Below are 10553 nucleotides of genomic sequence, written 5' to 3' on the forward strand. Positions count from 1 at the left end.
GATTTTAATTTTAGGGGTGGAAAATGTTTGATTTTTCGTTTGGCGAAATCCTTGTGATTGCCATCATTGCGGTGATTTTCTTGGGTCCTGACAAACTGCCAGATGCGTTTGTAAAGTTCGCAAAGTTCCTTCGCGCCGTAAAAAAGACGATAAATGACGCAAAAGAGTCGCTAGATAGGGAGATTCATATCACTGAAATGAAGCAAGACGCGTTAGAATACAAGAAAAAATTTGAAGATTCTGCGCTGAAATTAAAGGATGAAATTTTGCAGGATGCGGACTTTGAGCGCGTAAAAAGCACCTTTGATGAAGTCGAAAATATGGGTAAAGAAATGCAAAATAAAATCGCAGAATCTAGCGCAAAATCAACAAAAGATTCTGCGAAAAAGCGCGTTTTAACACCCAAAAACGCAGAATCTAAAAAACGAAATTTAATACCCAAAAACGCAGAATCTAAAAAAGTTGCCACTTTGAGCGAAGCAAAAAATACCAAAAAAAGCGCAGATTCTGCGAAAAAGCGCGCTTTAAAACCAAAAATCGCAGAATCTAGCGCAGATTCTGCGCCTAAAAAACGCACACCAAAAGCAAAAACTACAAAAAAGAGTAAAAATGAAAATAAATAAAATGAGTATAAATCGCAGAATCTTGCATAAAAACGCAGAATCTGCATTTTGTCCCCCCTCCCTTGCGGAGGGGGTTAGGGGGTGGGTAGATTCTGCGAAAGCAGAATCTAATAAAAAAAACAGCGAAAATAACGCAGAATCTGCCCCCATTTCGTCATTGCGAGATTTGCGAAGCAAATCGTGGCAATCTAAAAAAATATTATTAGATTCTGCGAATCGCACAAAAAACGCAGAATCTAAAAAAGATTCGTCATTGCGAGAAAATGAGCGTAGCGAATTTTCGTGGCAATCTACAAAAAAATCAAATCCGTGCGAATCGCCCAAATCTTTTTTAGATTCTGCGAATTTTGGCGAATCTAAAAATATTTGTCTGACTTCGCGAAGCGAAGTATCTCATTTTAGATTCTGCGATTCTGCGATTTTGTCGCCTAATTTCACTTTAAAATCCCTTATTTTTTCGCAAAAGGGCTGCACCCCCCACCCCGCTCCCCCTACGCGCCAAAAGCTGCCGCTTTTCGCTTTTAGGGGGAGTGCCTCGCTTAATCCGCTTCTAGCAAAAAATCGGCGGTTGCACTACTGCAACCTTGAATCCGATTTTTTGCACCACGAAGCGGGCGAGATTAAGGGTGCTTCGCACGGATTTTTTTTAGATTCTGCATTCGCAGAATCTAATGCGAATCGCACAAAAAACGCAGAATCTAAAATAGATTCGTCATTGCGAGGCGCACGAAGCAAAGCGAGTGCAACGAAGCAATCCATAAGATTTGCTACGCCAAATCTCGCAATGGCGAATTTTGCATACCAAAGACACAAATTGAAAAACGGATAAAATAATGCTTGAAGACTTAAAACCCCACTTAATCGATTTACGCAAACGGCTCGTAACCTCCGCACTCGCGCTCATCATAGCATTTGCGATTTGTTTTAGCTTTAATGAAGCGATTTTAGGGTGGATGTTAGAGCCACTCATAAAAGTCCTGCCACAAGGCTCAAAACCCGTATTTTTGCAAGTAGGCGAGGCATTTTTGACGGCTATCAAAGTCTCATTTTTTGCCGCAATCATTGTCGCTTTGCCTGTGATTTTTTGGCAGATTTGGCTTTTTATCGCGCCGGGACTTTATTCAAACGAAAAAAAGCTCATTTTGCCCTTCGTGCTTTTTGGGACGCTTATGTTTTTAGGCGGTGCGTTATTTGCCTACTATGTGGTGTTTCCTATCGGGTTAGATTATCTTATCAATTTTGGCAACGCAAAAGACTTTGTCGCAACGCCTAGCATTGGATATTACACGGGATTTTTTGCAAAAGTTATGATAGGCTTTGGAATCGCCTTTGAATTGCCTGTGGTGTGCTATTTTCTAGCCAAATTAGGGCTTATCAGCGACAAAACGCTAATTGGCTTTTTTCGCGTGGCAATCGTGTTAATCTTTATCCTAGCGGCATTTCTCACGCCACCTGATGTCATCACGCAGTTTTTGATGGCAATCCCGTTAATCTTGCTTTATGGACTATCCATAATCATCGTGCGCTTCGTAAATCCCGAGCCAAAAGACAATGAGTGAATTTGCACTAAAAGATTCGACAAATCTTAATGATTTGGCACGGCTAAAACGACTGACAAGCTACGACTACGAGCTAGATTTAAGCCTCATTGCTAGTAAGCCCACGATGCCAAAGAGTGTGGCAAAACTTTTGGTGTATGATAGGGCGCGGGATTCTATCACGCACACGACTTTTGCGCGAATTTGGGACTTTATCCCGCAAAATTGCCTAATGGTGCTAAATGACACAAAAGTAATAAATGCGCGAATCTACGGAGTAAAGTCAAGCGGGGCAAAAATCGAGCTTTTATATCATAAATATTTGGGCGAATCTAATGGCGAATCTAACGCAGATTCACGGCATAGATTTTTGGTGCAGATTAAAGGCAAAGTGCGCGTGGGCGATTGCATAAATTTTAGCGATGGCGTGAGCGCAAAAGTGCGCAAATTGTGTGAAAATGGACTACGCGAAGTAGAATTTTGTCGCAATGATGAGATTTTAGATGAATGCGCAATTTTGGCATTTTTAGAAGCACACGGGCATATTCCGCTCCCGCCCTATATCAAACGAAGCGACAATGAAGCTGATTCAAATGACTATCAAAGCATTTTTGCCAAAAATATTGGCTCAATCGCTGCGCCTACGGCAAGTTTGCATTTTAGTGATGATGATATGCGCGAGATTAAAGCGCGTCCGCATTGCTTTGTGAGCCTACATATCGGGGCTGGGACATTTTTTGCTGTCGAATCTGCCGACATTACGGCGCACAAAATGCACCGCGAATCGTTTTTTGTGGCGCGTGAGAGCGCAGAAATGATTGCAAATGCGCGTGAAATTTTGTGCGTAGGCACGACTGCCACAAGGTGCGTGGAGCATTTAGCGCAAAATCAAATTTCTAATAAAAATGGTGATTTTTATGGCGAATGCGATATTTTTATAAATCCGCTAAATCCACCGCGCAAAACTTCGCATATTTTGACAAATTTTCACTTGCCAAAATCCACGCTAATTATGCTTGTAGCGGGATTTATCGGGCTTGATAAGACGCTTGAAATTTACCAAATCGCACAAAATTTAAAATACAAATTTTACTCTTATGGCGATTGTATGCTGATATTGTAGGTTTATTATGAAAAATACAAGTAATTTGCTAAAAAACTATGCGGACAAATTTGAAATTTTTTGCGATGAATTGCTTGTGTGGAGCAAAACGCACAATATCACAGGCTACAAAACAAAGGCGGATATTATGCAAAATATCGCCGATTCGATTGCGCCATTAGAATTTATCGGCGATTTTCAAATCGCGCTTGATATTGGCAGTGGGTGCGGATTCCCAGCGATTCCACTAGCGATTTCGCTCCCGCAGTGCGAGTTTATTTTGGTTGAGCCACAAATCAAAAGAGCGAGTTTTTTAAATATTATCGCTATAAATTTAAACCTAAAAAATATAAGAATTTTGAAAAGTCGCATTGAAGAAATTAGCACATTACCAAAGATTGACTTAATCACTTCACGCGCATTTGCTAAGCGTAGCACAATTATTGCGCTATCTGCGCGATTTTTAGATGAAAATGGGCATTTTTTGCTTTACACAAAAAATGCAGAATCTATCGCAAAAAGCGCGGAAAATACAAATATCGCAGCATCTAGCGCAAAAATCTTTTACAAATCAAAAAGCGAGGTAATAAAATGGGAAAATTACTGATATTTTTAGGCATTATTGTGGCGGTATATTTTTTGTTTTTTCGCAAAAAATCACTGCGAAATGATTCGCAAAAAAACGATGAAGTATCCTTTGAAATGGTAGAATGCGCGGTTTGTGGCACTTACACCGCAAAAGATGAGGCAATCAAAAAGGGCAATAAATATTTTTGTAGCACAAAATGCTTGGGATAAAAATGGATTAGATTCTGCGGCGCATTTCGTCATTGCGAGGCAGTGTGAGCGAAGCGAACACAACGAAGCAATCCAAAAAACAGATTCTGCGAAGCGTTTAAAAACGCAGAATCTAGCGCAAAAATCACACAAAAAATCGCAGAATCTAGCGCAAAAAAAGCATAAACTATATTAGATTCTGCGAAACGCAGAATCTAACTCAAAATTCGCAGAATCTCGCTTGGATTTTGGCAGTCAAAAAAGTGGATTTGAAGCTTGTGGCATTTCACTTCGCCTAAATTTGACTTTGCTTTATAAATAAAAGTTTGCGGTGCGCTCTCTCCATCAATCTTTGGGAAAATCAAAAGTCCATTTTCGCACTCATACTTCGCCAAATACGCAAAGAGCTGATACAAATCGCCCTGCGAAATTCCGCAATCATCTTTGCCAAAATCCAAAATTTTCCACTTCGTATCGGCGATAATTTTTGGTGGATTTTCTAATTTAGCATTTTTATGATAAATGACTAAATCAGGTTTTATATTAAATTTATCGCCTTTAATAAGATATTTGCTTTTATCTTGGGTTTTGACAATGTGATTTGTGAGTGCCTTTTTCAAATAAAACGCCACAAAACTCTCAAAGAGTTTATTCATATCAAATAGCAATGCGAACGCCTTTTTATCGCCTTGATAGGGCATAAAATTATGGCGTTTAAGAAACACATTGCACCACAAAAGCAAAATCTCATAGCTCTTAAAATGCCTTAGATTCGCACATTTTGCGAAGTCTTTGTCATAGTTTTGACTTGGGGCGATTTCATCAAACACAAAGCGACTTTGCAAAATCCGCGTGCTTGTTTTAGCACTAAAATTACATTTGCTTAGCAGCAAAAGGGTGCTAACGATAAGGCGATTTGGCGCAATATCGGTGATAAACTCATCACTAGCGGTGTAAAATCGTTCTTTGTGTGCAAGATTTTGCCTGAGATTCTGCGTAAAAAGCAGTTTGCCTTTTAAAAACGCGCGATTTTCCTCGCACTCGACATAGTCGCTCTTTATGCCCCTTTTGATAAGGCACTCTAACTCGTCTAAAAACATATTGGCAAAGATTTCTAGCAAGGGGAATTTGTGCGTTTTGAGGTTTGAAATGTGGCTTTGCTTGAATGGCGAATCGCGCAAAGTTTGCAACATTTTTAGCAAAATGTCCTTTGCCTCGTTTATTTTATTTTGGTGGTTTTCAAAGCCCTCATTTTCATTTGCTGTGCGAAAAGTCTTTGGCAAAATCTCTAAACAAAACCCGCTTTTTGTTTGGATAAGCCCGACATAATTGCGTGCTTGTAGTTGATTGTTGCGGTAGGGCGTTAGAAATATATGATTGCCTTTCCTATCATCAAAGTTTCCTTTTTGATTTGCAAAATCTTTTAGCTCATTGAAAATTTTTCTGGCTTTGTCGTGCAGTTTGTTGTCATTGCGAGAATCTGCGTCAGCAGATTCGTGGCAATCTATTTTTGATTCGTGGATTGCTTCGGCTTTTTCAAAGCCTCGCAATGACTTGCATATATCCTCCACGCCAAATGCTTGCCACTCGGCGATACAAAGGGTGTTATTATTACTCATTGTCGCTAGATTCGCGCGAATCGTTTGATTGATAGATTTTAGTGAAAGTCTCTATATCCCACAAATGCGCATCGCTAATGCGATACACGCGCTTTTCGCTATCGACAAAATCATCGCTCAACTTCACGCCCAAATCGCTCTGCGAAAAAGCCTTAATTATTCCATTATGATTTAGCACCGCGCTAATTTTGGCATAATCATCATAAAAATATTCCTGCAACAGCGGGATAATTTTCTTTGCAAAGATTTCTTTGAGCGATTCAAGCGTAAGTTCATACCATTCTAATTCATTATTTTTGTAAAATTTAGCCTTTTCAAAGAAAAATGCGTGTCCTATGGTATGCTCTCTGTCAAGCAAAAATTCTATGCGATTGTTTATAGCTGTAAGAATTTTGAAAAGAATTTGCGAACGATAAAGTCCGTCATCACCTTTTATTCCCTCCCAAGATTCTATACTGCTATCTTTTTTACCTATTTCATTTACCAGCCATATTTTTTGCAATTCCTCATAATCGGGCATCATTTCTACAAACTCAAACCGCCTACGAAGCGCGGTATCAAGCAATGCGATACTTCTATCAGCGGTATTCATCGTGCCGATTATGTAGAGATTGCTAGGCACTCCAAAGCTATCATTGCTATATGGCAGGGTTATGCGCAGTTCCTCACTCGCGCCGATTCGCTTACTAGGCTCGATAAGCGTGATGAGTTCGCCTAAAATTTTGCTAATATTCCCACGATTGATTTCGTCAATAATCAATATAAATGGCTTTTTTGTATTATCCTCAACTAATTCATATTCTCCTAATTTATTGATTTTATTAAGCAACGCAATTGCATTAACTCTATCAAGCAAATAGAATGTTTTTAATGTAAGTTTAACCCCACCATTCAAATCAAAAATATTGATTTGTTCTTTGGAAAGCCATTTTACTTTTCTTGCTCTTGGATACAATTCCATTTCTTTATTTTTGGGTTCTTTGTCCCAAAAAAATTCACTTTCAATTATGCCAATACCGCTCACATCGCCTTTGGCACTATCAAAGACGCAAACCATATCTCCTATATCTGCTTCATTTTCAAATTGATAGATACTGCTTTGATTGTTTCTACCAAGCATACTTATTTGTTCTGGTGTTTTGTTGTCGCTCCACCCAATCCTAATTTCATTGTTGTCAAAACAATGTTTTAGAATAGTTTCTCTCAACTTTTTATCTTCATTTTTTGCAACTATTGATATTTTCCAAACTTTTGTTTTATCGCTTACCTGCAAACCCAAAGTTTCATTTTTTGGTTTATATTCTTTATGTAAAGCCCTATCGCAAATCTGCTTAAAGATTCCGCTTTTGATTTCATAGCTCATCTCGCTCGATTCCGCACCCTCGCTAGAAACTACTAATTTTGGCTTTATCCCCTCGACAAATTCCTCGTAGGAAAAACTTTGATGAAAGGTTACAAACGCGATTTGTCCATTTGTGCGAAATTTATCAAATTCAGCTTTTAATTCTGCTCGGCTCTTACCTTGAATTTCAACGCCTAAAATTTCCAAAGCCCTATTTATAGTATTGTAAGTCTTGCCTGTGCCCGGCGGTCCATAAAGGATTTGATTAAGTGGTGGAGTATAGTTTTTATCTTTCATTGCGTTTCCTTTGTTTTGGATTGAATCATCATTAGTTTTTAGATTATCGTTAGCAGTATCTTTGATTGAATCTACCGAAAGATTTGCAAACCATTCCATATCTTTTAATACCTGCTCGACTATGGAATCTAAATTATCTCTTTTAAAATTGCACTGCTTATTTCTGTTGTATTGTTCGCAATCTTGTTGTGCTTTATATTTTATTTTGTTTGTTTTAGATTCATTTATGATAATCTCAACGCTATCAGTTCCTCTTTCAATATTTATTCTGCAATAGACGCCTTTTGAAGCAGTATCATAGTTAGAATCTCGCCTTATAAATACAATATATGGTTTATTAGATAAATTACCTTTGCCAAAACCACAACTAGCCTTATAATTATATTTATGCAAAAAATTAAAATAATCATCTATATCTTTGTGATTTTGGGTATTTTCATCAACTCTACTAAAAAACTTTTCAATCCCAGCTTTAAATTTTTCAAAATCATCGCTGTTTTTCTTAATATTTGCAATGCTATTCATAATCTCACTCCCATTCTATCGTGGCTGGGGGCTTGGAGCTTATGTCATAGACTACGCGATTTATCCCCTCTACTTCGTTTATGATTCTATTACTCACTTTTTCTAAAAACTCAAAGGGCAAATGTGAAAATCTCGCCGTCATTCCGTCAATCGCCTCTACGGCGCGAAGTGCGATGGTGTTATCATAGGTGCGATTATCGCCCATCACGCCTACACTGCGGACATTGAGTAGCACGCAAAACGCCTGCCACACGCTACCATATAGCCCGTTTTTGTGTAGCTCATCAATGAAAATACTATCTGCCCCGCGCAAAATCGCCAAGCTCTCGCGCGTAACCTCGCCCATAATGCGAATCGCAAGTCCGGGTCCGGGAAATGGGTGGCGCATAAGCATAGATTCTGGCATTCCTAGCTCGCGCCCCAAGCTCCGCACCTCATCTTTAAAGAGTTCGCGCAGTGGCTCGATTAGCTCAAAGCGCATCCACTCTGGCAGTCCGCCGACATTGTGATGAGATTTGATTGTCTTACTTGGTCCCTTTACGCTTACAGATTCGATGACATCGGGGTAGAGCGTGCCTTGCGCGAGGAATTTAATCTCGCCATTTGCGTTGTGCTTTTTTGCCTCTCGTTCAAAGACTTCGATAAAACTCTCGCCGATAATTTTTCGCTTTTGCTCTGGCTCGGTAATGCCCTTTAAGCGACTTAAAAACAGCTCGCTTGCGTCTGCGGTGATAAGCGGGACGCGTAGATTCTCCCTAAACATTTGCTCCACTGCCTCTCTCTCACCTGCGCGGAGCAAACCTGTATCGACAAAGACGGGGATTAGATTCTCCCCGATGGCGCGGTGCAAAAGCGCGGCGACAACGCTAGAATCCACCCCGCCACTTACCGCACATAAAACCTTGCTTACCGTTGTCTCTTTGGCACTTTTGCGGGAGTTTGCGCCATTGTCATATTGAGACTTTGAAAAAGCCGAAATATCTCTATCGCTGGACTTTTGAGATACTTCGCAATGCTTAGTATGACAAATAGAGTTGTCATTGCGAGCAAAATCACTAGATTTTGCGTGGCAATCTATCGCGTTTCCAAGTCCCACGATTTCTCGCACTTTGGCGATTTCAATCTCGGCAAAATTGTGCATATTCCAATCATTTTTTGCCCCGCAGATTTTTAGCGCAAAGTTTTCTAAAATCTGCGCTCCGCACTCACTATGCACCACTTCGGGGTGGAATTGTATCGCATAGATTTTCCGCGCAAAATCTGCAATCGCGCAAATCTCGCTATTTTCACTTTTGGCAATCACGCTAAATCCGCTAGGCAAGGCAATCACTTTATCGCTATGGCTCATCCACACAATCGAATCTTGCTTCACACCACTAAAAATTCCGAGCGAATCGGCATTAGATTTGCGTGAATCGCCGTTAGATTCGATAGATTCGCCCGAATCTTTACTTGAATCGCCATTAGTTTCGATAGATTCGCCCAAATCTAAAATCTTTAATTTTGCCTTGCCAAATTCTTGTGCGCTTGACTTTGCCACTTGCCCACCGAAAAAATGCGCGATAAATTGCATTCCATAGCAAATCCCTAGCACAGGGATTCCTAACTCAAAAATACGCGAATCAGGCTTATATGCGTCCTTTTCATACACGCTCGCAGGACCACCGCTTAAAATTATCCCGCGTGGATTTTTGACTTGAATCGATTCGGCACTCTCAAAATAGGGCATTATCTCGGTGTAGATTCCCATTTCGCGCAAACGCCTAGCGATTAACTGCGTGTATTGTGAGCCAAAATCAAGCACGATTATTTGTGGATTAAACATAAAAATTCCTTGTATTAAGATGCGAAATTTTAGCTTAAATTTCACAAATAATTCACAACCGCTTCATAGAATTTCAACTTTAAATCTTTAAAAATGGAGCGACAACAATGAAAAAACTACGAAAATTCGCCTTTGTGGCGGTGATTTTGAGCGCATTTGGCGCGAATCTTGTGGCAGATGATTTTATCTACTATCCGCAAGGCAACGCGTGGGACGCAAATAATGCCTTTGCACCGCGTGGATTTATGCAAAATAGCGAAGAAACCAAAATGTTTTATGGCAACATTTTGCAGATGGCGACATTTCATATCGGTGCGAACTTTTTGACTTCGCGCTTAAATAATGCGCTTGGCGCGGACAATAAAAAGGTAGCGATGGATTTGGGCGTAAGCGTGGGGTGGAACTACTTTGAGGCAGAGGACGAGGAAATCGATATGGGTTTGCGCCTAAAATATCTCTACACCAAAAGCGACTACAAAACGCACAGCGTGGGACTTGTGGCGTATCTGCACCCCTACACTTACCCGATAATGTATAATTCGCCTATCATTCAACCGCTATCATTTTTGCTTGGCGGGGGATATAGCAACTCTACTTCGCCACACGGGGCTAATTTCAATGGTGGCTATGTGGAGGCTGGAGTTGCGCTATTTAAGTATTTTCCGCTGAATTTGGACATAATATATCGTGCAACTTTTTATGGCAAAAAAGGTGGCATTAGCCCACAAACCACACACAGCGTGAGTTTGATGATAAATGTGCTATAAATTGCGTGTCCATCCAAAAATCCCTCAAAAATTCGCAAAAGTTGCTCCATTTTTGCAATTGCGAGAAAATGCGTTTTTGACACAAAATCGCAGAATCTAGCGCAACCCCCACGATTTTCACACACTTTCACTCAAATA

General features: G+C 40.0%; 11 protein-coding genes. 8 read left to right on the forward strand and 3 right to left on the reverse strand.

Going from position 1 to position 10553, the window contains the following annotated elements; genetic code table 11:
• Positions 1 to 23: 23 nt before the first annotated feature.
• The 7 genes from tatB to ACWIUD_RS11415 are packed head-to-tail and all read left to right on the forward strand — an operon-like array spanning position 24 to position 4236.
• On the forward strand, positions 24 to 623 hold the full coding sequence (gene tatB, locus ACWIUD_RS11385; RefSeq protein ID WP_454149189.1) for a Sec-independent protein translocase protein TatB: 600 nt from the start codon (positions 24 to 26) through the stop codon (positions 621 to 623).
• Positions 610 to 1452, forward strand: a complete 843-nt coding sequence (locus tag ACWIUD_RS11390; RefSeq protein ID WP_454149191.1) for a hypothetical protein — start codon at positions 610 to 612, stop codon at positions 1450 to 1452. Before tatB ends, ACWIUD_RS11390 begins: the two co-directional genes overlap by 14 nt.
• Positions 1453 to 1456: 4 nt before the next feature.
• A complete protein-coding gene (gene tatC, locus ACWIUD_RS11395; protein WP_454149193.1) occupies positions 1457 to 2182 on the forward strand; it encodes a twin-arginine translocase subunit TatC in 726 nt (241 codons plus the stop codon).
• Positions 2175 to 3284: a tRNA preQ1(34) S-adenosylmethionine ribosyltransferase-isomerase QueA gene (gene queA / locus ACWIUD_RS11400; protein ID WP_454149195.1), complete on the forward strand. Its 1110-nt coding sequence runs from the start codon at positions 2175 to 2177 to the stop codon at positions 3282 to 3284. The genes tatC and queA overlap by 8 nt, the downstream gene beginning before the upstream one ends.
• A gap of 7 nt (positions 3285 to 3291) precedes the next feature.
• Entirely contained in the window at positions 3292 to 3870 is a 579-nt protein-coding gene (rsmG, locus tag ACWIUD_RS11405) for a 16S rRNA (guanine(527)-N(7))-methyltransferase RsmG (protein ID WP_454149197.1), read from the forward strand.
• Entirely contained in the window at positions 3855 to 4061 is a 207-nt protein-coding gene (locus ACWIUD_RS11410; RefSeq protein ID WP_454134805.1) for a PP0621 family protein, read from the forward strand. The genes rsmG and ACWIUD_RS11410 overlap by 16 nt, the downstream gene beginning before the upstream one ends.
• Complete coding sequence (locus ACWIUD_RS11415) at positions 4006 to 4236, forward strand: hypothetical protein (RefSeq protein WP_454149199.1); 231 nt, start codon at positions 4006 to 4008, stop codon at positions 4234 to 4236. The genes ACWIUD_RS11410 and ACWIUD_RS11415 overlap by 56 nt, the downstream gene beginning before the upstream one ends.
• A 19-nt stretch (positions 4237 to 4255) precedes the next feature.
• Here the strand turns inward: ACWIUD_RS11415 and ACWIUD_RS11420 are convergent, their stop codons facing one another.
• Genes ACWIUD_RS11420 through guaA form a run of 3 tightly spaced genes read right to left on the reverse strand, consistent with a single transcriptional unit; the run spans position 4256 to position 9648 of the window.
• Positions 4256 to 5659 (reverse strand): McrC family protein, encoded by a 1404-nt coding sequence (locus ACWIUD_RS11420; protein ID WP_454149201.1) that lies wholly within the window; start codon positions 5657 to 5659, stop codon positions 4256 to 4258.
• On the reverse strand, positions 5652 to 7823 hold the full coding sequence (locus ACWIUD_RS11425; protein WP_454149203.1) for an AAA family ATPase: 2172 nt from the start codon (positions 7821 to 7823) through the stop codon (positions 5652 to 5654). The genes ACWIUD_RS11420 and ACWIUD_RS11425 overlap by 8 nt, the downstream gene beginning before the upstream one ends.
• Before the next feature lie 4 nt (positions 7824 to 7827).
• Positions 7828 to 9648 carry a glutamine-hydrolyzing GMP synthase gene (guaA, locus tag ACWIUD_RS11430; RefSeq protein ID WP_454149205.1) on the reverse strand — a complete coding sequence of 607 codons (1821 nt, stop codon included), beginning with the start codon at positions 9646 to 9648 and terminating at the stop codon, positions 7828 to 7830.
• A 107-nt stretch (positions 9649 to 9755) separates the two neighbouring features.
• On the opposite strand from guaA, the gene ACWIUD_RS11435 reads away from it, so the two are divergent.
• Entirely contained in the window at positions 9756 to 10415 is a 660-nt protein-coding gene (locus tag ACWIUD_RS11435; RefSeq protein ID WP_454149207.1) for a hypothetical protein, read from the forward strand.
• Positions 10416 to 10553: the final 138 nt, after the last annotated feature.

The organism is Helicobacter sp. 23-1044 (genome assembly GCF_053654695.1).

Bases quoted from the DNA above. Each gene is read 5' to 3' on its own strand.
- guaA (WP_454149205.1), bottom strand. From the start codon at position 9,648: ATGTTTAATCCACAAATAATCGTGCTTGATTTTGGCTCACAATACACG.
- rsmG (WP_454149197.1), top strand. From the start codon at position 3,292: ATGAAAAATACAAGTAATTTGCTAAAAAACTATGCGGACAAATTTGAA.
- ACWIUD_RS11435 (WP_454149207.1), top strand. From the start codon at position 9,756: ATGAAAAAACTACGAAAATTCGCCTTTGTGGCGGTGATTTTGAGCGCA.
- ACWIUD_RS11425 (WP_454149203.1), bottom strand. From the start codon at position 7,823: ATGAATAGCATTGCAAATATTAAGAAAAACAGCGATGATTTTGAAAAA.
- ACWIUD_RS11410 (WP_454134805.1), top strand. From the start codon at position 3,855: ATGGGAAAATTACTGATATTTTTAGGCATTATTGTGGCGGTATATTTT.
- tatB (WP_454149189.1), top strand. From the start codon at position 24: ATGTTTGATTTTTCGTTTGGCGAAATCCTTGTGATTGCCATCATTGCG.
- ACWIUD_RS11415 (WP_454149199.1), top strand. From the start codon at position 4,006: ATGAGGCAATCAAAAAGGGCAATAAATATTTTTGTAGCACAAAATGCT.
- queA (WP_454149195.1), top strand. From the start codon at position 2,175: ATGAGTGAATTTGCACTAAAAGATTCGACAAATCTTAATGATTTGGCA.
- ACWIUD_RS11390 (WP_454149191.1), top strand. From the start codon at position 610: ATGAAAATAAATAAAATGAGTATAAATCGCAGAATCTTGCATAAAAAC.
- tatC (WP_454149193.1), top strand. From the start codon at position 1,457: ATGCTTGAAGACTTAAAACCCCACTTAATCGATTTACGCAAACGGCTC.
- ACWIUD_RS11420 (WP_454149201.1), bottom strand. From the start codon at position 5,659: ATGAGTAATAATAACACCCTTTGTATCGCCGAGTGGCAAGCATTTGGC.